At 65.4% G+C, this 21,085-nt stretch carries 17 protein-coding genes; 1 reads left to right on the top strand and 16 read right to left on the bottom strand.

Annotated elements, in window-relative coordinates; translation table 11 throughout:
• Nucleotides 1-5 precede the first annotated feature (5 nt).
• The 9 genes from G473_RS31125 to G473_RS0122230 form a co-directional block, all read right to left on the bottom strand.
• Nucleotides 6-2,366, bottom strand: a complete 2,361-nt coding sequence (locus G473_RS31125) for a 2-hydroxyacyl-CoA dehydratase family protein (protein ID WP_084438529.1) — start codon at nt 2,364-2,366, stop codon at nt 6-8.
• On the bottom strand, nt 2,366-3,619 hold the full coding sequence (locus G473_RS0122265; RefSeq protein ID WP_029014923.1) for a CaiB/BaiF CoA transferase family protein: 1,254 nt from the start codon (nt 3,617-3,619) through the stop codon (nt 2,366-2,368). Before G473_RS0122265 ends, G473_RS31125 begins: the two co-directional genes overlap by 1 nt.
• Nucleotides 3,620-3,621: 2 nt before the next feature.
• The gene (locus G473_RS0122260) at nt 3,622-4,815 is read right to left on the bottom strand and encodes a CaiB/BaiF CoA transferase family protein (protein WP_029014922.1); all 1,194 of its coding nucleotides are present in this window, start codon (nt 4,813-4,815) and stop codon (nt 3,622-3,624) included.
• Complete coding sequence (locus G473_RS0122255; RefSeq protein WP_029014921.1) at nt 4,812-5,804, bottom strand: CoA transferase; 993 nt, start codon at nt 5,802-5,804, stop codon at nt 4,812-4,814. Before G473_RS0122255 ends, G473_RS0122260 begins: the two co-directional genes overlap by 4 nt.
• Nucleotides 5,805-5,814: 10 nt before the next feature.
• Nucleotides 5,815-7,023, bottom strand: a complete 1,209-nt coding sequence (locus G473_RS28370) for a CaiB/BaiF CoA transferase family protein (protein ID WP_035708994.1) — start codon at nt 7,021-7,023, stop codon at nt 5,815-5,817.
• Nucleotides 7,020-8,114, bottom strand: a complete 1,095-nt coding sequence (gene dctP / locus G473_RS28365; RefSeq protein ID WP_154667529.1) for a TRAP transporter substrate-binding protein DctP — start codon at nt 8,112-8,114, stop codon at nt 7,020-7,022. Before dctP ends, G473_RS28370 begins: the two co-directional genes overlap by 4 nt.
• Before the next feature lies 1 nt (nt 8,115).
• The gene (locus G473_RS0122240; protein ID WP_029014920.1) at nt 8,116-9,420 is read right to left on the bottom strand and encodes a TRAP transporter large permease; all 1,305 of its coding nucleotides are present in this window, start codon (nt 9,418-9,420) and stop codon (nt 8,116-8,118) included.
• Entirely contained in the window at nt 9,410-9,913 is a 504-nt protein-coding gene (locus tag G473_RS0122235) for a TRAP transporter small permease (protein WP_035708991.1), read from the bottom strand. Before G473_RS0122235 ends, G473_RS0122240 begins: the two co-directional genes overlap by 11 nt.
• Nucleotides 9,914-10,001: 88 nt before the next feature.
• On the bottom strand, nt 10,002-12,332 hold the full coding sequence (locus tag G473_RS0122230; RefSeq protein ID WP_161631029.1) for a TonB-dependent receptor: 2,331 nt from the start codon (nt 12,330-12,332) through the stop codon (nt 10,002-10,004).
• A gap of 272 nt (nt 12,333-12,604) precedes the next feature.
• On the opposite strand from G473_RS0122230, the gene G473_RS0122225 reads away from it, so the two are divergent.
• Nucleotides 12,605-13,078, top strand: coding sequence for a MarR family winged helix-turn-helix transcriptional regulator (locus G473_RS0122225; protein WP_051330601.1), 474 nt, complete (start codon nt 12,605-12,607; stop codon nt 13,076-13,078).
• Between the two features lie 55 nt (nt 13,079-13,133).
• On the opposite strand, the gene G473_RS0122220 is transcribed toward G473_RS0122225, so the two are convergent.
• From G473_RS0122220 to G473_RS0122190, 7 genes are all read right to left on the bottom strand, one after another.
• The gene (locus G473_RS0122220) at nt 13,134-14,105 is read right to left on the bottom strand and encodes a PDR/VanB family oxidoreductase (RefSeq protein ID WP_029014916.1); all 972 of its coding nucleotides are present in this window, start codon (nt 14,103-14,105) and stop codon (nt 13,134-13,136) included.
• A gap of 28 nt (nt 14,106-14,133) precedes the next feature.
• Nucleotides 14,134-14,865, bottom strand: coding sequence for a GntR family transcriptional regulator (locus G473_RS0122215; protein WP_029014915.1), 732 nt, complete (start codon nt 14,863-14,865; stop codon nt 14,134-14,136).
• A gap of 14 nt (nt 14,866-14,879) precedes the next feature.
• Complete coding sequence (locus tag G473_RS0122210) at nt 14,880-15,923, bottom strand: aromatic ring-hydroxylating dioxygenase subunit alpha (RefSeq protein ID WP_029014914.1); 1,044 nt, start codon at nt 15,921-15,923, stop codon at nt 14,880-14,882.
• Nucleotides 15,924-16,194: 271 nt separating this feature from the next.
• Nucleotides 16,195-16,674: a MarR family winged helix-turn-helix transcriptional regulator gene (locus G473_RS28360; protein WP_051330600.1), complete on the bottom strand. Its 480-nt coding sequence runs from the start codon at nt 16,672-16,674 to the stop codon at nt 16,195-16,197.
• 231 nt (nt 16,675-16,905) lie between these two features.
• Nucleotides 16,906-18,450, bottom strand: coding sequence for an AMP-binding protein (locus G473_RS28355; RefSeq protein WP_035708988.1), 1,545 nt, complete (start codon nt 18,448-18,450; stop codon nt 16,906-16,908).
• Nucleotides 18,451-18,773: 323 nt separating this feature from the next.
• Entirely contained in the window at nt 18,774-19,586 is an 813-nt protein-coding gene (locus tag G473_RS0122195) for a p-hydroxycinnamoyl CoA hydratase/lyase (protein ID WP_029014913.1), read from the bottom strand.
• Between the two features lie 20 nt (nt 19,587-19,606).
• The gene (locus G473_RS0122190) at nt 19,607-21,067 is read right to left on the bottom strand and encodes an aldehyde dehydrogenase (protein WP_035708985.1); all 1,461 of its coding nucleotides are present in this window, start codon (nt 21,065-21,067) and stop codon (nt 19,607-19,609) included.
• Nucleotides 21,068-21,085: the final 18 nt, after the last annotated feature.

The raw sequence follows: 21,085 nt of genomic DNA, 5'->3' as shown, positions 1-21,085 counted from the left end.
CTTTTTTATAATGCCTCAATGAAGCGGGTTACTGCCGCATCCACGCCGGCCGCGTCGGCGCTTTCCTGGTTATAATTATCCAGGTCCAGCCGCAGCACGGGGATGCCCGCTTCCTCCAGCGCCCGCAGTACAAACGGGTCGGCATCGGTCAATGCCACGGCCCCCTGGACGCCATGCAGGCGGGCATCACGCACATGCCAGGCACCGGCCCATGTCGGCATGCGCAGTTCGTCGCCCATGGTGACGAAACGCGCGGCGAGCGCCCGCATCGGGTCGCGCCCCCGGTCGTGATGGCGGATATAGCCATCGGCGGCCAGCGACAGATACATGGAGCAGACAAAGACCGCGCCATGGCTTTCCTCCCAGCGCTGGTAGAAACCCATATCGCTCCACAGGCCGCGCCCCACCCACATCAGGCGGACACGCTCCTTCGCGCAGGCGGCCTCTCCCGCTGCCGCGCGGGCCGCCACCTCCTCATACAGCGCCTTGGCGGCGTCGCGGGCCCAGACGGAGCCGCGATGCCATTGCGGCACCATGGTGGCCGGCATCGTATCCACAATGCTGACGGGGGCGGGATATGTCGCGGCGATCAGGTCGCGGGTGCGGCGATACCATTCCTCCTGCTCATTCACCAGATCCATCACCTGGGCGAAACGCTCCGGATCAAGATGTTTGCCCGTCGCCGCCTCCAGCCGCGCGACATGGGCCCGCAATTCCCCTTCCATCAGGTCCAGGCGTTCGGGTTCCAGATGCTGGTCCCAGTCGCCGGGCAGATCGTCCCACCAGGTGGTGGGGAGCTGCCAGCGGCTGTCGAAACTGCGCTGGTAGAGATAAAGGTCGGCCCCCGTCTCCATCGCCCACTGGCGGAAAAGGCGGGGGGTGGCGTCGGTGCCGGTCACGGCGGCCAGGAAATCCGGTTTCGGCAACCCGCCCCAGGGGGCATTCTCCGCATCCTCATCGAACGCGGCGGCCAGCCCCTGGGCGCTGTAGGCTTCCACATCGGCCGGATAATCCCGGTCGCGCAGCAGGCGGAAATAGCGGCCGGATTGCTGTTTCGCGGCCACGATGGACGCCCACCATTGGTTCACGACAAAGGGAATGTCCATGGCGCGCAGGATTTCCTGCGGTGCATTGGCATTCACCACGGCCAGCGGCGCGCCGGCCGCCACCTGTGCCCGCAGGCCCGCGAACCAGTCGCGCTGGAACTGCCCGAAACTGGCGACGGCGGACAGCGATTTACGGCTGCGCGTCGGCGGCTTCAACGCTGCCCGGCCACCGCCGGCACGGGTGGGGGAGGGGGGGGGCTTTGGGGCCGGCGGTGCCGGCGGGGCCGTGGGATCGGCCAGGAAGGGGGTGAGCGCCGGGGGCATCTCACCATTGCCGTTCCAGGTCACGGCCAGGAAGGGCAGGCCGGCGGCGGCGCAGGCGGTCCGCAACGGCTTTGCGTCCCAGGGCGCTGCCTCATCACCGGGGCGCAAGGCATGTACCAGGGCGGCGGCACCGGCGCCTTTGGCCATGGCGATGATGGCGGCGGGATCGTCTTGGATCCGGCGGGCCAGGGGGGCTTGCATGTCGCACCAGGGGCGTCCCCAATCCTGTCCCTCGCCCACCACAAGCGCGCCGGCCGCTTCCAGCCCGTCATAAGTGCGGAAATCCTCCTGCGTGCTGCCGGTCAGGAACAGGGGCAATGCTGTGGGGACCAAAGGCGGGGGATCGGCCAGCAGGGCCGACAGGGATGCTTCCACCTGTTCCAGTGGCAGGATGGCGGCGGCGGCCACGATCCTCGCCGCCTCGGCCCCCGTCAGCCGGCCGACCGATCGCAGGTCCAGCGCCCGGGCCAGCAGGGTGCGCAACCGGGCTTCATCGGTGTCGGCCTGGGCCATATCACCCAAAGGCGCGCCGATATCGGCCAGCCAGTCCCGCGCCTGCGCCAGACGGTGGGCATTGTACCGCGCCACCGTTTCGGTATCGCCATAGAGACGATCCAGGAAATGCACCGGCCCCAGCCGGTCCCCCGCCTGCCGCGCCAGTTCGCGCAGGGCGGCGAAGACCTGGGGCTGTTCATTGTCGGCACTGGTGATCAGGACCGGGTCGGGTTTGGCCCTGTCCCCCACCATCTGTTCCAGCAGCGACTTGCCGCGCACCGACAGGCCGGCGCCGCCCATGATGGCATCCATCATCGGCGTCGGTTCATGCGTGGGCACCAGCCGCACCGGCAGCAGTCCCGCCCCCCGCACCAGGGCGCGGGGCGCGTCCATGCCCAGCAGGCGGATGGGCCGATGCCCCTGGCCGCGCAGCGTTTCCAGCGTTCCGGCGGGATCATTGGCGGCGGCCAGCAGGGTGGCCAGGGCGGGGTGGCGGGCCATCAGATCACCCCTTGCTGCTTCAGGCGCTGCAATTGCTCGGGCGTGTAGCCGGTCAGGCGTTGATAGACATCGCCATTATGCTCCCCGATCGCCACCGGCAACACGGGGTCGAAGCCCGTCCGCGCACCGGAGAACAGGATCGGGATACCGGCCGTGCGCAGGTCAATGTCGGAGCTGTAGCTGGGATGGGCGATGGGCATCGTCTCGTTGCGGGCCACCACGCGCGGATCGACCAGCGCATCCTCCGGATGGCGGACTGGCGCCACGGGCACGCCCTGCGCCTCCAGGGCTGCCACAACTTCCGCCACGGGCAATTGCCGCGACCAGGCATTGATCCGCGCTTCCAGCTCGGTGGCGTTGGCCACGCGGGCATCGCGGGTGGCGAATTGCGGATGCTGCAGCAGCGCCTCCTGTCCCATGGCGCGGAACAGGCCGGCGGCCAGCTTGTCATGCACCGCGACCAGGGCGATGTAGCCGTCCGCGCATTCGAACACACCGAAGGGCGACAGGCGCTGCACCGTCAGGCCGGTGCGCGACGGCATGCCGGCGGCGGCCATGGCCGACCAGTTCTCGATAGCGACGAAGGAGGTGAGCGCCCCCAGCATCGACACATCGATATGCTGGCCCTCACCAGTCCGGTGTCTTTGTTCCAGCGCCGCCAGGATGCCGATAACGGCGAAGACGGGGGCCAGCATGTCTGCCATGGGCACACCCATGCGCACCGGCGGTTCCCCCGGCGCGCCTGACGTGTACATGGCACCCGACAGGGCCTGGATGATCACATCCATGGCCTTGCCACCTTCCGACCCGTTGGCGCCGAAGCCGGAGAGGGAACAATAGATCACGCGCGGATTGGCTTCTTTGGCCGCCGCGTAACCCACGCCCAGCCGGTCGGCGGTGCCACTGGTGAAATTCTCCACCACAATGTCGCAGCCCTTGACCAGATCGGCGAAGACCGCCTTGGCGTCGGGGTGTTTCAGGTTCAGGCTGATGCCATGCTTGCCGCGCGCGCGGGTCAGGTGGGAAATGGAGATATCGTCCGCGTGCCGGCGTTCCACCACCACCCCGTCGCGCCCGACATAGGGGCTGTTCTCCCGCGCCAGATCACCGCCGACCGGGTCTTCCAGCTTGATCACCTCCGCCCCCAGACCCGCCAGCAGCAGGGTGGCATAAGGGCCCGCCAAAGCGCGGGTCAGGTCCAGGACGCGCAGTCCTTCCAGGGGGCGCTGCTGGCTGTTTTCGGTGATGCTCATGCTCATGATCCTTGACGGGCGGACAGGGCGCCCTTGTCGCGCAGGGACTGGATGTCGGTAGGGGAAAGGCCGATGCCGGCCAGAATGGTGTCGCTGTCGCCGCCCGCCGGCGCCGCTGGTCGCGGCGGGGCGGCGGGCGTATCGGACAGGCGGATGGGCAGGCCGATATGGGGGGCGGTGCCGCCGCCGGGCAGCGGCACGTCAAACACCATGCCGCGCGCCCGGTTGTGCGGGTCTGCCATGGCGCCCTGCAGGTCATGCACGGGTGCGAATTGCGTATCCGCCGGCGCCAGGATGTCCAGCCATTCGGCCAGGGGCTTGCTGCGGAAGATACCGGCCAGCGTGTCGGCGATTTCCGTCCGGCGGCTGATATCCATCTGCAAACCGGCGAAATCCGGACGGCCCACGGCGGTGCAGAAACGCTGCCAGTAGCGGGGTTCCATGTCGGTGGTGGTGATGAAGCGGCCGTCCGCGGTTTCCCAGATGCCGCTATCCGCCCGCCGTTTGCCGCGTCCGGGTGCTTTCGACAGGTCGGGATTGCGGGAAAGGGTGCTGGCGATCAGGGCCAGCGAGGCGTCGGACATGGCGACATCGACATGCTGGCCCCGGCCCGTTACGCCCCGTGCAATGATGGCGGACAGGATGCCGATGACGGCGTTCGATCCGCTCAACAGATCGGCTACGGGCACGCCGGGGAAGCTGGGCTTGGCCGGGTCCTCCCCGATGCGCGATAGGGCGCCAGCGATGGCGAGTGCCACCGGATCATGCCCCGGCTTGTCCCGATAGGGCCCCGTTTGTCCGCACAGCGTGACCGACGCATAGACCAGCCTGGGGTTCAGGGCCAGCATAGCGGCGGCACCATAACCCATGCTGTCCATCACGCCGGGCCGGTAATCCTCCACCAATATATCGGCCTTCGCCACCAGCGCCTCGATCACCGGCCGGGCGTCGGCGTGACCGGGATCGATGACCAGGCTGCGCTTGTTGCGGGCATAGATGTCACGGGCGCGCAGGTCCGCGCGGGCGTCATCATCCAGCTTGTCCCAGCCGAACACCTGCGCCTGCTTGGCCAACTCGCGCGGGTTTTCCACCCGGATGATATCGGCACCCAGATTGCCCAGCATCCAGGTGCAATAGGGGCCGGGCAGGAACTTGGAAAAATCGACCACATTCAGGCCGGAAAGCGGGCCGTTCATCGCGCATCCTCCCGGCTGGTCCGGAACAGGGGGCCGGGCACGCGGAGGGTGCGGCCCGACACGGGATCATCGAAGGGGACGAAGGCCCCGCGCGCCGCGTGATGCGCGCTGTTCAGCACATCATCCGGTTCATCAATGGCAGACAGGCCCATGCCGTGGCGGTTGGATTGTTCGGCCAGGAAGGCGCGGGTTTTGGTGGCGAAGAACGCCCCCACGATCTTTTCCCAACCCTTCAGCGTTTCCTGCGGCAGATCGGCGACCAGGATAGTCTCCCACTCCACCCCGGCCAGCGGCCCCGCCATATCATCGGTCTGCATCAGGGCGACCATGGCGCGCATCATGCCGGGATTGTCGACCAGGGCCCAGGTGACCCAGCCATCGGCCACCTTCCAGACCTGATTGACCCCCGACTTGCCGCGCACCAGCAGATTGCCCTGCCGCCCGCCAACCTTGCCGGCCCAATCCCACATCACCGGTTCGCGATAATTGGCCAGCACGGCGGCCTGATAGGCCGACACGGTGACCTGCTGTCCCTTGTCCTTGCGGGCATGCAGTGCCGTCAGCGCCCCGATCACCGCCTGGATGGCGCCCAGCGCATAGGCTTGCTGCCCAGGAAGGCGCAGCGGTTCCCGGTCTGGATCGCCGCCAATATGCAGCAGGCCCGACCGCGCCATCAGCGTCAGGTCGGTGGCCGGGCGGTCCGTACAGGCAAAGGGTGTCAGCAGCACGTCGATCAGGTGCGGATAATCCGCCGGCGCCACGCCCGGCAGCGGCCCGTTGCGCAGCAGGATGTCGGCATCCGTCAACAGGGAAGGCAGATCGGCATCGTCCAGCGCAACGCAACGCTTGTCCCGGTTCCACACCGGGTCCGCCTTCTCGCCCCCCGCCGGGGCCAGCCGGGTGACCGACGCCCCCAATTGCGCCAGCATATGGCCGGCCAGGGCACCCAACTCGCCCGTCGCGTCGATGATGGTCAGATGGTTCAGCATTTCATCCCCCTCACGCCAGCGCGCCGGCGGCGGTCAGTTCATCGACCACGCCTGGGTCCATGCCCAGCAGGTCGACAAAGACGGCGCGGTTATCGCCACCCAGCAGGGGCGGCGGGCCGACATGGATGGCGGCATCGGAAAAGCGCAGTGGCGGCCCCGGCATCTCGCAATCGCCCAGCTTTTCATGGCGGATGCGATGGTAATGGCCGGCGCGTTCCAGTTCGGCGTCGGTGAACACGTCGCGCCCATCATTCACGGCTTCCGCCGGCACCCCGGCGGCGGACAGATGGTCGGCCAGCCGGTGCTTGTCCTGTGTCCGGGTCCAGGCCGACAGCAAGGCACGCAGGTCCGCCGCATGGGTCTTGCGGCCTTCAAGCGTGGCAAAACGTTGATCATCAATCCCCGCCAGCTCGGCCAGGATTTGCCAATCGCCATCGTCGCGCACGGCGATGGCGCACCATTGATCGGGGCCGCGGCAGGGGAACAGGCCGTGTGGCTCCATGCGGGCATCGTCATTGCCGCGTCGCGGCTCAATCCCGCGCTGCCCGTCGGCCAGACAGTCCGACGTGACCAGCATCATCGGTTCCACCTGCGACACGTCCAGATGCTGGCCCTCGCCCGTCACCCGCCGATGTTCCAGCGCCGCCAGCACCGCCACTGTCGCCATCATCGGCGCCACCACGTCGCCATAGGCAAAGGGCGCCATGTGCGGCCCCCGGTCGGGCCAGCCGGACAGGGACGCAAAGCCCGACAGGGCGGCGGCGGAATTGCCATAGCCGCGCAGGTCGGACAGGGGGCCGGTGCGCCCGGTGACGCTGACCGACAGCAGGATGATATCCGGCTTGATGGCTTTCAGGGTGTCCCAGGACAGGCCGATCCGGTCCATGTAGCCCTTGCCGAAATTCTCCACCACCACATCGGCCCAGGCGACCAGCTTTTTCGCCACCGCGATGCCGCGCGGGTCATTCAGGTTGATGGTCACGCCCTGCTTGCCGGTATTGGTGATGGCGAAAAAGGCGGATGCGTCATGGTGGCGCTTTCCATCCTTGAAGGGTGGGGACAGGCGGCCGAGGTCCAGGCGCTTGGCGCTTTCCACCTTGATGACGGTGGCGCCGTAATCGGCCAGATCCTTGGTGGCGCGCGGGCCGGCGCCGACCCAACTGAAATCGGCGATGCGCAGCCCGGCCAGGGGGGCTTCCAGGGGGCTCTCGCGTGTCATGGCGACACCTCCGCCTGTTGCGGGTTTTCGGGGCCGAAGCAGGCCGGGGTCTCCCCCCGCGCCCGTGCGGCGATCAATTCCTGGGCATGGGTCAGGATCGGGTGACCATCGACATCGAAATGCGCCAGTTCATCGGCGATGCGGCGGGCATTTTCGGCGTAAAGGAGGCGGAACCGTTCCTGATCGGCTGGCGGCAGGGCCATGATCATGCGCATGCCGAGATCCTTGCCCTTTTCCAGCCCGCGTTCCTCCGCGACCAGGATCTGGCGGGCCAGCGCCGCCTCCCAGACGGGCTGCGTTTCCATCAGCACCTGGCGCAGTTCCGGTGTCAGCCGCTGCCAGGCCTTGTCGGACATGGCACGCGCCGGATAGGCGCCGCGATCAAAATGCAATGCTGTGAAATAAGGCGCCACTTCCCCGAAATGCAGCGATGTGATCGTGTCCGCCGGGGCTACGACCCCGTCGATCACGCCTTTGGCCAGGGCGGAATAAACCTCCCCCATCGGCATATTGACGGGATCAGCACCCAGGTCGCGCAGCACGCCCAGCGCCTCAGTCTGGGCCCGCAGGCGCAGGCCGCGCAAATCCTCCAGCCGCTCAATCGGCTTGTGCCGCGTCAGCACGCCGGGGAAATTGCCGCCCTGTACCGCCAGGACATGCAGCCCTTCCAACTCCGCACGGAAGACGGGAAATGCCTGTTCCAGGCATTTATAAATGGCAACCTGATCGGGCAGATCCTTGATGCCGCCATAGAAGCCGGCCTGCCCGCGCAGCGCATGCGCCCCGCCACGGGCATAGATGGGCGTGATCAGGCCGATATCGGCCACGCCATGGCGGATTTCCACCATGCTCTGGTCGGAACTGATCAGCGATCCCGACCAGAAGGGTTTGATCACCAGCCGACCGCCGGATTTCGTCGCGACCGCCTGCATCCACTCGATGTCGGCCTTGCTGAACGGATGGCTGGGCGGGTAGGGGCTGGCATAGGACAGGGTGATGGCGCCGCTTGCGGGCTCTTCCTTGCCGCCACAGGCAGACAGGGCGATCAGGGCGCAGGCGGCGAGAAGCTGTTTCAGATGCTTGCCTATCATCTCAAGCCCCCAGCACTTTGGGCAGCCACAGGGTCACCGCCGGGAAGGCAATGATCATGGCCAGATGCAGGAAATCTATGGCCAGGAAGGGCACGATGCCGCGGAAGATGGTGCCCAGCGGGATATCCTTGGCGATGCCATGGATGACGTAGCAGTTCAGCCCCAGCGGCGGATGCACAAAGCCGATTTCCATGGTGCGCACCAGGAAGATGCCGAACCAGATGGGCGAAAGGCCCAGGTCGACAATGATGGGCAGGAAGATGGGTGCTGTCAGCAGCATCAGCGCCAACCCGTCCAGGAATGATCCCAGCACCAGCAGCAGCAAAGCGATCACCAGCACCGCCACCAGCGGCCCGGCCCCCAGGTCGGTCACCAGGGCCGACATGTGGCCGGTAATGCCGGTCAGGCTGACGAAGGTGGAAAACAGGATGGCGCCGATGATGACGACATAGATCATGCCGGTGGTGCGCAATGTGTCCGCCAGCGCCTTGGTCATGGCGGCCCGCGTCAGCGCCCCCCGGATGGCACAGAGCAGGAAGGAACCGACGGCCCCGACCGATGCGGCCTCCGTCGGCGTGAACCAGCCGACCATCAGGCCGCCGACCACGAACATGACCAGCGCCAGGATGTCGATGATCCGCCGCAGGGCCGGCAGCCGGTCCCGCCACGCCACCCGCGCCGTCCTCGGCCCCAGTTCGGGCCAGATGCGGCACAGGATATAGATGCCGATCATGTAGAACAGCGCCTGGCTCAGCCCCGGGATCACGGCGGCGGCGAACAGGCGGCCGATGGATTGTTCGGCGATGATGCCGAACACGATCAAGGCGCCGGATGGCGGGATCAACGCGCCCAAGGTGCCGCCGGCGGCCAGCGCTCCCGTGGCGAAGGCGGGGGAGTAGTTGTGCTTGCGCATCTCCGGCAGGGCCACGGAACCGATGGTGGCGGCGGTGGCGAGGCTGGAGCCGCTGATGGCGCCGAACCCGGCACAGCCGGCGATGGAGGCCAGCGCCAGCCCGCCCGGCCGGTGCCCGATGAAGCGCGCGGCGACGTCGAAGAAATCGCGGCTGGCCCCGGCTGCAAAACAAAGATGCGCCATCAGCAGGAACAGGGGCAGCACGCCCAACTCGTACTTGGCGATGGTCTCAAACGCCACCACGCCGGCCTTGATCAATGCGGCTTCCGGTGTGACCAGGATGGCGATGCCCCCGGCCCCGACGGCGGCCAGGGCGACCCCGATGGGCAGGCCCAGGGTCAGCATGGTCAGAAGAACAACGACGCCTATGGCACCCCAGAGTTCAGGCGTCATGACCGGGCTCCGTCGGTTGGGTCAGGGCGCGCCACAGGAACAGGCCGGCGATCAGCAGGCAGGAGCCGATCCAGACCAGCCGCAGCCAGCGCAGGGGAAGGCCCAGGATCTCCGTCACCTCGAACCCCGCCCACAGATCGGCCGCAACCCAGGCGGACCCGGCGGCCAGGAACAGGAAGAACAGGCAGGAGATGAGGTCGGCGCCTTGGTCCATCCGCCGGTGCCAGAGGGTGCCCAGCCGCTCGATCAGGATATGAACGCGGGCATGGGCGCCGGACAGGGTGGCGCCGACCATCGCGGCCGAGGCCGCCAGCACCACACTGGCCTGCACAATCTCAATCGCGCCCAGGAAGGTGAAGCCGACATGCCGGCCCAGCACGGCGATGGCATCGGCGGACATGGCGACCAGCAGACCCGCCGACCCCAGAAGGAAGGAAATCCGGGTCAGAAGACCGCCCTTGGCTGGCGGTGGTTTGTCAAAACGTTGGGCCAAATGCACGTCTCCGCTTATTGCTTCTCTCGTCATCCCGGCCTGTCACCGGGATGACACTGGAGAGGGGCCTGGGAGGGGATTACCGCCCTCAGAAGGTCACCCGCACCCCGCCATAGGTCATGCGCGGCGGCTTGTAGGTGACCATCTGGTTGCCATTGGCGGGCGACGCCACGCCATTGGCGATGACGGCCTTGTTGGTGATGTTGCTCATCGCCACGAACAGTTCCCAGCCGCCCGAGGCCGGTACGAAGGTGATGCGGCCATCGAACACATCATAGGCGCCCTGGGCCACGGCTGCGGTATTGTCAATATCGATGTAATAGCTGCTGGAATGGCGCCAGTCGCCGCGCAGGCGCAGGGCGGCGCCGTCCGCAGATACCGGCACCTCATAGGTCAGGCCCAGATTGGCGGTGAATTTCGGCACGAAGGGCAGTTCATTATCCAGCGTCAGCAGCACCGTGCCGGGTGTCGCCTGCTGCGGCAGCAGGGAGGTGAACTTGAAATCCGTATAGCCAAGGCCCGCCTGCAGGGTCAGGCCGTCGGCCAGCAGGGCCGTGGCCTCGGCTTCCAGCCCCTTGATCTCGCCATCGCCGCCATTGGTTTCCAGGCGGATGAAGGCGCCGGTGGCGTCGGTGGTGTTCCGGGTGATCTGGATGGCGTTATATTCGCTGAAATAGGCGGCCAGGTTCAGACGCAGGCGACGGTCGAAGAAGTCGCCCTTGAAGCCGGCCTCATAGGCGGTCAGCTTTTCCGGATCGAAGGTGTTGAACAGGTCGGCACGGGTGGGGCGGCCATTGACGCCGCCGGCCTTGAAGCCCTTGGACCAGGAGACATAGGCCATCATGTTCTGGTCGAACCGGTATTCCGCCCCGAGCTTGGGCGTGAACACATCCCAGGTGTCGCCGGCCGTTACATTATTGAAGCTGACCAGATTATTCTGTGAGGGCCGCACCTCGTAATAGCGGAAATCCTTCTTTTCCCGGCTGATGCGGCCGCCGGCGGTCAGGCTGAAATCTTCCGTGACCTTAAAGCCGGCATGGGCGAAGGCGGCATAGCTGGACCCTTCCAGCCAGCGATTGCCCAGGCGCGCCTGATCATAGCGCAGGTTGGCACTGTTATTGGCGCCGCCCAGGCAGGAGGCAGGGCCGGTGCCATTGGCCGGGCAAACCGAAGCGGCCACGCCCGGCGGGGCGATGGACCGGTTGGGTGCGGCGCGCAGCGCATCCACCAGGCCGACCAACTGGCGCGACGACTGGGTATCGGTGGCCTTCTCATTGAAGTACCAGAGGCCGACCAGCCAGTTCAGCCGATCATCGAACGCTTCGCCGCTGAACTGAAATTCCTGGCTGAACTGGTGCTGCTGCACATTGATGCCGGCGGAGGCCACGATATCGGCAGGTGTGCCATCGGCGTCGGCCTTGCTGCTGACATCCAGGTCGCGATAGGCGGTGATGGATTTCACATTCACCGCGCCGGGGCTCCAGTTCACGACGCCGGACACGCCCCAGACATCGGAATTGGCATAGGATGAGGAGGTGGAATAGGTGGTCCAGGGCTTTGGCGCGATCCAGCGATCATCATAGACCAGCCCCTGCGGGGCCAGCACGACACGGTTGTAAAGCTCGATATTGGGGGCGCTGGCGGCATCGTTGAAGATGCCGATGGCCTGATAATCGGTGGCCGCCTGACGTTCGCGCGTGACATCGCCGGACAGGGTGACAGACAGCGTGTCGGTCGGTGTCCAGGCCAGGGTGGCGCGCCCGCTGCGGACATTGATGTCATTGCCATTGCGACGGGACCCGTCGGTCGATGGCAGCAGGCGCTTGTAATAGCCATCCTGATCCCGCGACAGGGCGCTGACGCGCAGGGCCAGCTTGTCCTCCACCAGCGGCAGGCTGACGGACCCGCCCACATCCAGGCGGCCATATTCACCGATGCGCATTTCCGCGACGCCACCGAAATCATCCGACGGGGCCTGGGTCGTGATGTTGAGCGCACCGCCCGACGTGTTCTTGCCGAACAGCGTGCCCTGGGGCCCGCGCAGCACCTCCACCCGCTCAATATCCAGCAGTTCCAGAACGGCACCCGGCGCACGGGCCAGATAGACGCCGTCAATATAGATGCCGACGGCGGGATCCTTGGTGATGATGAAGTCCGGCTGGCCGACACCACGGATGAAAAGCTGGGCGAAATTGCCGCCGCCGGAGCCATTGCCCGATGTGGTCATCTGGAAATTGGGCGTCGCATCGGCCACGCCCTTCAAGTCCACGACCCCCTGCTCACGCAAATCTTCTGCCGTCAGCGCGGTGATGGCGATGGGCGTGTCTTGCAGGCTGGTGGAACGGCGCTCCGCCGTGACGATGATCTCTTCAAGCTGGATCGGGGCCGGGGCCTGCTGGCCCTGGGCGATCGCAGGCACGGCGCATAAACCGACGGCAAGCGCCATGGGCGCGGCACCGCAAAGCGTCCACTTCCTTAACATTGGGCATCCTCCCTGGATGTAGGAGCGGGGTTCTTTGCCCCGCATGAAGGCTCTTGTGCCTTTCGTTATGGTTTATAACATAGATAGTTGATGATCACAACTATCTATGGCGCCAAATGTGATTAAGCCACGCAGAAAATGCGGACAGGCATCCCGGCATGGGGTATCAAACCGGAATGACGGTTTTCCGATCCCCTGATTGAAGAGACATGGCGAAAGACAAGCAAGAGGGTGGCGAGCAGCCTGAGATTGACCTGGGACGTTTAGGCGACTTTATCGGGTTCCGGTTGCGGCGAATTCAAAATCATCTGTCGCGTAATTTCGCGGCACGCAATGCCGACCTGAACCTGCGGTCCGGCCTGTTCAGTTCCCTCGCCATCATCGCGGCAAATCCGGGGATTTCGCAGAATTTATTGTCCCGCGAAGTGGGGCTGGACAAGTCCGCCACGGTGCAGATCGTGGATGATCTGGAAGGGCGCGGCTGGGCCGAGCGCCGCCGTTCATCGACCGACCGGCGCTTTTATGAACTGGTGATAACCGAGGGGGGGCGGCAGGCGCTGGCGCAACTCTTCGCCAATCTGGAAGAGACGGAGCGCGATGTGACATCCGACCTGTCGGATGAGGAGCGAACCCTGCTGCTGGGGCTGCTGGACCGTATCTATCAAAGCCGCTTCCGGGGGTAGTGCCCCCGAAAACGGCCAATATAAGTTATGCAACATTACATATTATGGGCCGATATCAGGGGCGATAGCCGGTATCAATGACCGCTTCCCCGCCGGAAAAGCGGGAGACGCAGGCACAAAGGCGGGTGCCTTCCTGTTTTTCCCCGTCTGACAGGAAGACGTCGCGATGGTCGATCGGGGCGTCATGATCCAGCACATCCACGACGCACAGCCCACACTCGCCCCGCCGGCAATCATGAATCATGGGGATGCCGGCATCATCCAGCGCATCCAGCAGGGACTGGTCCGGGGCCACGGTCACCGCCTGGTCATAGCCGGCAACGCGCACGGTGAAGGGGGCTTCGGTGAAGCGGCCGGTATCGCCGAACACTTCGTACCGGAAACGGCTGGTCGGGCGCCCGGCCCGCGCCCAGGCGGCCTTTGCCGCTTCCAGCATCGGCAGGGGGCCGCAGATATAAAGCTCCCCTTGCGGGGACAGGGCGGCGATGGCGCGGTCCAGGTCGATCATGCTTCCCTGATCCTGGGGGTGCAGCGCCAGCCGGTCGCCCAGGGCCGCCTGCAACGGGGCGGTGAAGGGCATCGCGCCCAGGCTTTGCCCGCCATATTCCATGCGCAGGGCAGCACCCCGCGCCGCCAGCGCCAGGGCCATGCCATAGATCGGCGTCACGCCAATGCCGCCGGCCAGCAGCAGATAATCGGCTGCCCGCCAGGACAGATCAAAACGGTTTTCCGGTGTCGTGATCCGTACCGTGTCGCCGGGTTTCAGGCTGAACATATAGCGTGACCCGCCCCGGCTGTTGGGGTGCAGCTTCACGGCGACGGCGACTTCGCCGGGGGCCGCGTCAGGCAGGCAGGAATAGGTGCGGATCGCGTGACCACCCGCCAGGGCCGCCCGGATGGCAATGTGCGATCCGGGGTCAAAGGCGGGAAGGGCCTGGGGTGCAGCAAAGGCGATACGGCGCACGCCTTCGGCGACATCGTCGATCTGGGTGACGTTGGCATCCAGCCAGATGGCATCATTTTTCATTCTGTTTCCTCCCTTTAACGGGTTTTGATTATCCGGCGACCAGCGCCAGGGCGGGGAAGCGGCGCAAGGCTTCGTCCCCGCCCTCCATCACCTGTTCCAGGTTGCGTCTTGCCAGCCGCGCATGTTCGCGCGCCACCGCTTCCGCCCTTGCCCCTTCGCGCAGGCTGATCGCTTCAACCAGGGCGCGATGCTGGGCCTGCGCCAGCACCAGGGAATGGGGCACCACGCTGGCGCCCGGCCGTTCCAGGAAAGCACTGGGGGCGGCAAAGGGCAGACGGGTGATGCGGTCGATCTCCCGCTCGATCGTCTCGCTGCCCGACAGGCCGGACAGCAGGGCGTGGAACTCCGCGTTCAACGCCATATAATGGTCCAGCGGCGAGTTGGTCGGGCTGGGTGCCATCAGCGCGTCGATGGCTTCCAGCACGCGGTTGATCGCCAGCATCCGGCGCGGTTCCACCCCGCGCTCGGCCGCCAGCCGCGCCGCCGTTCCTTCCAGCACGCCCCGCAGTTCAATGGCGTCGATGGCTTCTTCCAGGGTGAACCGGCGGGGCATGTGGCCGCCGGTGGGCACCCGTTCCAGCAAGCCCTCCTGTTCCAGCCTTGCCAGGGCGGCGCGGATGGGGGTGCGGGAAATGCCCAGCTTTTCCGCCAGTCCCGGTTCCGACAACCGCTCCCCCGGCTCTACCCCGCCGCGCAGGATCAGGTCGCGGATGGCGGCAAGCGCCCGGACGGTCTGGGCCGCGTCCTTATTGTAGCTCATGCTCCCGCCACCTTTTATTCGGCCGCCAGGGCTGGCCGGGTTTCGGCTGCGATCATCCGGTCGATCAGGCGGCGCGCCCACATGGAACCGGCATCAATGTTCAGATTGTAGAAAATATGGCCGGGATTGGCGTCGATGGCCCGCTGCTGCGCTTCCAGGATATGTTCATCTTCCCGGAAGATGCCGGCGACGCCTTCGCGGATCTTGTGGGTGCGGGCCTGGTTATGGATGTCGAAATTGCGCGCAAAGGCCCAGAAATAATGACAGGTCGTGTCGGTTTCCGGCGTCAGGCAGTTGATCACGCGGCCATCCACACCCTGTGACCGGTCGCCTTCCGGTGCGCCGGTGCCGGTGGGGGCCACACCCACCTCGATGATGATGGTCGAAGGGGCGGTGAAATTGATGATCTGCCACCGGTCCACATGGTCCTTGCGGCCCAGATTGTCGGCCCAGAAGGGCGGCGCCTCGATATCGATCATCCAGCGTGTGATGGTGGCCTTGTCATCGCCATGGGTGGCGACGAAGGGAGCCTCCGCCACGGCGGCATTGCCGATGGAGGAGCCGTGCACGAAGGTTTCGTGCGTCAGGTCCATCAGATTATCCACCACCAGCCGGTAATCGCATTTGGCATGGATCACCTTGCCATCGGCGGCCCAGGTGGGGTCGTTGTTCCAGTGGATATCGGGGATCAGGGCGGGATCAGCCAGGGCGGGGTCGCCGGGCCAGATCCACAGGAAGCGGTACCGTTCCACCAGCGGGTAGCTTTTCACGCAGGCCGACGGGTTGATGGTGTGCTGCGACGGCATGTATACACATCGCCCGGTATCGTCATATTTCAGCCCATGATAACCGCAAACAACGCGGTCCTCTTCCAGCCGGCCCAACGACAAAGGCAGCAGCCGATGCCAGCAGGCATCGGCCAGGGCAACGGCGGTGCCGTCAATTTTACGATATAAAACAACATGTTTGTTGCAGATCGTCCGCGCGGTCAGCTTGCGGCCGATCTCCACATCATAGGCGGCGACATACCAGGCATTAAGGGGGAAGTTCGTGCTCATGGTCCATCTCTCCCTGATCTGTTTGTAGGTTTTGATATCTGTATACAGGTCTTTTGGGCAAAAATCGACCCCCTGGCGGCACCAACCCCCAAGGGACCTATTCAGAATAAGGGGGTACTAGAGCCGTGTGCGTTTAATCCGAAACGCACACGGCTCTAAGCCCTTGTTCAGCGAGCAGATTCACGCTCCAAAGCGATTCCGCTTTTCCGCGATCTGCTCTAGCCAGCGGCAGGAAAGCTTGACCATCGGTCATGATTTCCTGCCACGGCTATTAGCCCAGATCGTCGCCACCCGCGTCACTGCTGCCATTGGTGTGGAAACCATCCAGCAGGGCCAGCAGGGCTGTGCGTCCCGCCGGGCCCAGGGGCGCCGCCAATTCCTGTTCGAACTGGTCATGCCGGGCCTGGAACAGCTTCATCTGTTCCTGCCCCCGGTCGGTCAGGTGCAGGCAGTAGGAGCGCCGGTCGGCAGGGGAGGGGGAGCGGACCAGCAGCCCCCGCCCTTCCAACCCGTCCAGCAGCGGCACCAGATTGGCCCGTTTCAATCCCAGGGCATTGCTGACCTGGGATTGGGACAGGCCGGGATTGTCGCGGATCACGGTCAGGATGGCGAACTGGGTCGGCCTGATGTCAAATTCCGCCATATGCTGGGTGAACAGGTTGAAGGTCGCAATCTGCACCCGCCGCAGCCGATAGCCCACCGAGCCGGTAAGGGCCGATAGATCAATGCCGCTGCGCCCCTGGTCATCCATGTCCGTTTCCGTAAGCCTGTTGGATTGCGGGTGACAGGGTAGCCGCCCGCTTCGCTGATTTCGAGAAAATCATGATGTTTTTTGCACGTTGTACCAATCCGTCGAATGATTGACCCTTGGTCAACCCTTCGACGGCCTCAGGCGCCGGCGCCAACATATGTTGGCTTGGCTAACGCGGCACAAGCCGCGCGGCGGCAGTCGCCGCCGATACCAATCCGCCATGAGTCAAACTCAAGGCGGATTGGTATTATCCGCCAGGGCCTGCCGCACCAGCATATGTTTTTGCACTTTACCGGACCCGGTGCGGGGCAGCGTATCGGTGATGATGACGCGCTGGGGGCGTTTGTAGCGGGCAACACGGCCTTCCAGATGGGCCGTCACCTGTTCCGCTGTCAGGGCGTGGCCCGCCCGCACAACGATATAGGCCCAGCCCGCTTCGCCCCAGCGTTCATCGGGCACGCCGATCACCGCGACTTCAGCGATACTGTCCAATTCCAGGATCGCGGCCTCGATTTCCGCCGGATAGACATTTTCACCGCCGGAAATGTACATGTCCTTCTTGCGGTCGACCAGATAGTAGAAGCCGTCCGCGTCCCGCCGCGCCGCGTCGCCGGTGCGCAGCCAACCGCCCTGCTGGGCCAGGGTGGGCAGGTCCGGGCGGTTCCAATAGCCGGGCGACAGGTTGGGGCCGCTGATCCATAGCTCCCCCACCGCCCCTTCAGGCACGTCGCACCCCTCATCATCCACCAGCCGAAGGCTGACGGTGGGGCCGGGGATGCCCGCCGATCCGGCCTTGGCAAGGATGCGCTGCCGGTCATTGATCGGCACGCCCAGCACGGTGCCGGCCTCGCTCATCCCATAGCCATCGGCGATGGTGATGCCATCATCGCTGAAACGCTGGGTCAGGGCCGCCGGCATGGGAGCCCCGCCGGTGCAGAGCGCCACGAGCCCCCGGAGCCTTTCGGCCTGGTAATCGGGGTGCTGGCGCAGGGTCTGCGCCATCTGCGGCACACCCATATAATGGGTGATGCCCAGATCCGGGTCCATCAGCCGCGACAGGGTGGTGGCCGGGTCAAAGCCGCGGGACAGCAGCAGGGTGGCGCCCTGGGTCAAGGGCGTGCGGACCATGGTGACCAGCCCCACAATGTGGAACAAGGGCATGTCGCACAGCACGGTGGACGCTGCCGTCACCCGGTTCATCAGGCTGAAATTGACCGTCGTGAAGAACAGGTTGCTTTCCGTCAGCAGCGCGCCCTTGGGCAGGCCCGACGTGCCGGATGTATAAAGCAGGGTGGAAGGCTGATCGGCGGACGGAATGCGCGCGGGACGGACGGGCGGCAGGGTTGCCCAGAGGGAGGCCGCATCACCCAGATGCAGCACCTGCGTGGCGGTGTCCTGGGCGGCGGCCTTGGCCGTGTCCAGAAAATCGCTGTCGGCCAGCAGCAGGGTCGGGGTGGAATCGCCGATCTGGAAGGCCAGTTCCGGCACGGTCAGGCGCCAGTTCAACGGCACGAAGATCACACCCAGCCGGGCTGCCGCCAGATGCAGGATGGGCATGGCGGCATCATTGCGGCCCAGCACGGCGACGCGCTGGCCCGCAGGTTCACCCAGCCGGTCGGCAAGCCAGCCGGCACATTGGTTGATGGCGCGGTCCAGGCCGGCATAGGTGAAGCGCTGGCCGCTGGTCAGATCGACCATGGCCAGCTTGTCCGGCTGCGCCCCGGCCTGGAAGGCAACCGGATCAGGCATCGGCTGGTAATGGAAAGGCGCGGTCATGGCTGCCGACTTTCCTTATAGGGAGGGGGCCGGGAGGGGCAGGGACGGGACGAAGCGACCTTCGCGCCATCCCCACTTGCTATACTGATCTCCCTTGATCGTGGCCGATCCAGGGAGATTTTGCGCTCCCTCAGGCGCCGGGCGGGCGCATTCGCGCCCTTGGCTACGCGCCATGTGGCGCGGGTCGGCGGTCGCCGACCTCCCAACCGCCAAGGGTCAAACCCTTGGCGGTTGGGTATTATACCAACCTGCCGGATGGCAGCGCCCGGCGCTGAGAGAAGATGACACCTCCCTTGATCGATCACGATCAAGGGAGGATGGGGTCACCCGCGCTTATAGGCGCCGAGACCGGGCTTGTAGCTCTTCTCGTCGATGAACTGACGGATGCCTTCCTTGCGCCCGTCATTATCGTAGGAATTGGCTGCTTCCTGCGCGCGGACCAGATAATCCTCGGCATTGTCGTAGGTCATTTCCTTGACCCGGCGCACGGCATCCTTCGTCGCCTTCAGCGCCACCGGGTTCTTTTCCAGCAGCACCTTGGCGATTTCCGTCACGCGGTCCTTCAACTGGGCCAGCGGCACGGCCTCATTCACCAGCCGCCACTCGGCGGCCTTCTTGCCGTCGATCGCTTCACCCGTCATGGCGTGATACATGGCATCACGCATCGGGATCAGATCGACAACCACCTTGGTGGCGCCGCCGCCGGGCAGGATGCCCCAGTTGATCTCAGACAGGCCGAACTTTGCCTCTTCCGCCGCAATCGCCAGATCGCAGGAATAAAGCGGGCCATAGCCGCCGCCAAAGCACCAGCCATTGACCATGGCGATGGTCGGCTTCTGATACCAGCGCAGGCGCCGCCACCAGCCATAGCTTTCCCGCTGCGCCTGCCGTGTGGCGCCCAGGCCCTTGGCTTCCGTCTCGCGGAAATATTCCTTCAGGTCCATGCCGGCGGACCAGGCCGTGCCCTCGCCGGACAGGACCAGCACGCCGACATCGTCACGAAATTCCAGCTCGTCCAGAACCTCCATCATGCGGCGGTTCAGGGTCGGGCTCATGCAGTTGCGCTTTTCGGGACGGTTGAAACGGACCCAGGCGATGCCGTCCACGACATCGAAAGCAACAGTATCGGTGGTCATTTTAGTGTTCCTGATGAAAGTCAGATCGGGAAATGCCCAGGCTGTGTTTCCAGCGTGATCCAGCGCAACTCGGTAAAGGCATCGATGCCGGCCTTGCCACCGAACCGGCCATAACCGCTATCCTTGACACCGCCGAACGGCATTTGCGCTTCGTCATGCACGGTGGCGCCATTGACGTGGCAGATGCCGGACTGGATGCGCCGCGCCACCCGAAGGCCGCGTGCGGCATCGCGGGTGAAGATGGCAGCCGACAGGCCATATTCGGTATCGTTGGCGGTACGGATCGCCGCTTCTTCCCCATCCACCCGGACGATGGTGGTGACGGGACCAAAGCTTTCCTCACCATAGATGCGCATGGCGGGTGTCACATGGTCCAGGATGGCGGCCGACATGCATGTGCCCTTGGTGGCGGTCGGCTGGTACAGCTTGGCCCCCTTCGACATGGCGTCATCAATCAGCGCCTGGATGCTGGTCACCGCATGCGGGTCAACAACGGAGCCCAGCGGCGTCTTGCCTTCGCGGGGGTCACCAGCCACCAACGTGGCGGCCTTGGCGGCGAATTTCTCAACAAACGCATCGGCCACCGTGCTGTCCACGACGATACGTTCGGTGGACATGCAGATCTGGCCGGAATTGAAGAAGGCACCGAAGGCGGCTGCCTTCACGGCTTCGTCCAGATCGGCATCGTCCAGCACCAGGAAAGGCGCCTTGCCGCCCAGTTCCAGCAGGGCCGGCTTCAGGTTGCGGCCGGCCCGTTCCGCGATGATGCGGCCGACGCGGGTGGAGCCGGTGAAATTGATGCGGCGGATGGCCGGATGATCGATCAGCGCGCCGACAATGGCGCCGGCATCTTCCGGTGCATTGGTGATGACATTGACCGTGCCGGGCGGCAGGCCCGCATCCACCAGGGCGCTGCCGATCAGCGCATGGGTGCGCGGACACAGTTCCGACGCCTTCAGGATCACCGTATTGCCGCAGGCCAGTGCCGTGGCAATGGCACGCACGCCCAGGATGACGGGTGCGTTCCAGGGGGCGATGCCCAGGATGACGCCCACCGGCTGACGCACGGCCATGGCGATGCAGCCCGGCTTGTCCGACGGGATCACCTCGCCATTGATCTGGGTGGTGAGGGAGGCCGCCTCGCGCAGCATGGAGGCGGCGAGCGTGACATTGAAGCCGGCCCAGCCAGCGGTGGCGCCGGTTTCGGCGGCCATGGCGGCAATAAAGTCGGGCATACGGGCGGTCAGTGCGTCGGCTGCCTTCAGCAGCAGGGCACGACGGGCATTGGGGCCGGTCTGGGACCAGGCAGGGAAGGCGGCTGCCGCTGCTTCGGCCGCTGCCGCTGCATCCTGTGCGCTGGCGGCGGCGGCTATTGTTGCCACGTCGCCCGTCAGCGGGTTGTTGCGTGCGAAGCTGCGCCCGTCCTGGGCGGGGCGGCTTTCACCACCAATCAGCAGGGCGGTATCGGTCTGGGCGTTCATCGCCATTCTCCTCCCATG

The organism is Niveispirillum irakense DSM 11586 (genome assembly GCF_000429645.1).
Taxonomy (GTDB): Bacteria; Pseudomonadota; Alphaproteobacteria; order Azospirillales; family Azospirillaceae; genus Niveispirillum; species Niveispirillum irakense.
This window is presented reverse-complemented; position numbering and strand designations above follow the sequence as displayed.

Excerpts from the sequence above, each read along its gene's own strand:
- dctP (WP_154667529.1), bottom strand. The coding sequence starts at position 8,114 with ATGATAGGCAAGCATCTGAAACAGCTTCTCGCCGCCTGCGCCCTGATC.
- G473_RS28360 (WP_051330600.1), bottom strand. The coding sequence starts at position 16,674 with ATGGATGACCAGGGGCGCAGCGGCATTGATCTATCGGCCCTTACCGGC.
- G473_RS0122225 (WP_051330601.1), top strand. The coding sequence starts at position 12,605 with ATGGCGAAAGACAAGCAAGAGGGTGGCGAGCAGCCTGAGATTGACCTG.
- G473_RS0122255 (WP_029014921.1), bottom strand. The coding sequence starts at position 5,804 with ATGCTGAACCATCTGACCATCATCGACGCGACGGGCGAGTTGGGTGCC.
- G473_RS0122240 (WP_029014920.1), bottom strand. The coding sequence starts at position 9,420 with ATGACGCCTGAACTCTGGGGTGCCATAGGCGTCGTTGTTCTTCTGACC.
- G473_RS0122220 (WP_029014916.1), bottom strand. The coding sequence starts at position 14,105 with ATGAAAAATGATGCCATCTGGCTGGATGCCAACGTCACCCAGATCGAC.
- G473_RS0122260 (WP_029014922.1), bottom strand. The coding sequence starts at position 4,815 with ATGAACGGCCCGCTTTCCGGCCTGAATGTGGTCGATTTTTCCAAGTTC.
- G473_RS28355 (WP_035708988.1), bottom strand. The coding sequence starts at position 18,450 with ATGACCGCGCCTTTCCATTACCAGCCGATGCCTGATCCGGTTGCCTTC.
- G473_RS0122210 (WP_029014914.1), bottom strand. The coding sequence starts at position 15,923 with ATGAGCACGAACTTCCCCCTTAATGCCTGGTATGTCGCCGCCTATGAT.
- G473_RS0122215 (WP_029014915.1), bottom strand. The coding sequence starts at position 14,865 with ATGAGCTACAATAAGGACGCGGCCCAGACCGTCCGGGCGCTTGCCGCC.
- G473_RS0122195 (WP_029014913.1), bottom strand. The coding sequence starts at position 19,586 with ATGACCACCGATACTGTTGCTTTCGATGTCGTGGACGGCATCGCCTGG.
- G473_RS31125 (WP_084438529.1), bottom strand. The coding sequence starts at position 2,366 with ATGGCCCGCCACCCCGCCCTGGCCACCCTGCTGGCCGCCGCCAATGAT.
- G473_RS28370 (WP_035708994.1), bottom strand. The coding sequence starts at position 7,023 with ATGACACGCGAGAGCCCCCTGGAAGCCCCCCTGGCCGGGCTGCGCATC.
- G473_RS0122265 (WP_029014923.1), bottom strand. The coding sequence starts at position 3,619 with ATGAGCATCACCGAAAACAGCCAGCAGCGCCCCCTGGAAGGACTGCGC.
- G473_RS0122190 (WP_035708985.1), bottom strand. The coding sequence starts at position 21,067 with ATGAACGCCCAGACCGATACCGCCCTGCTGATTGGTGGTGAAAGCCGC.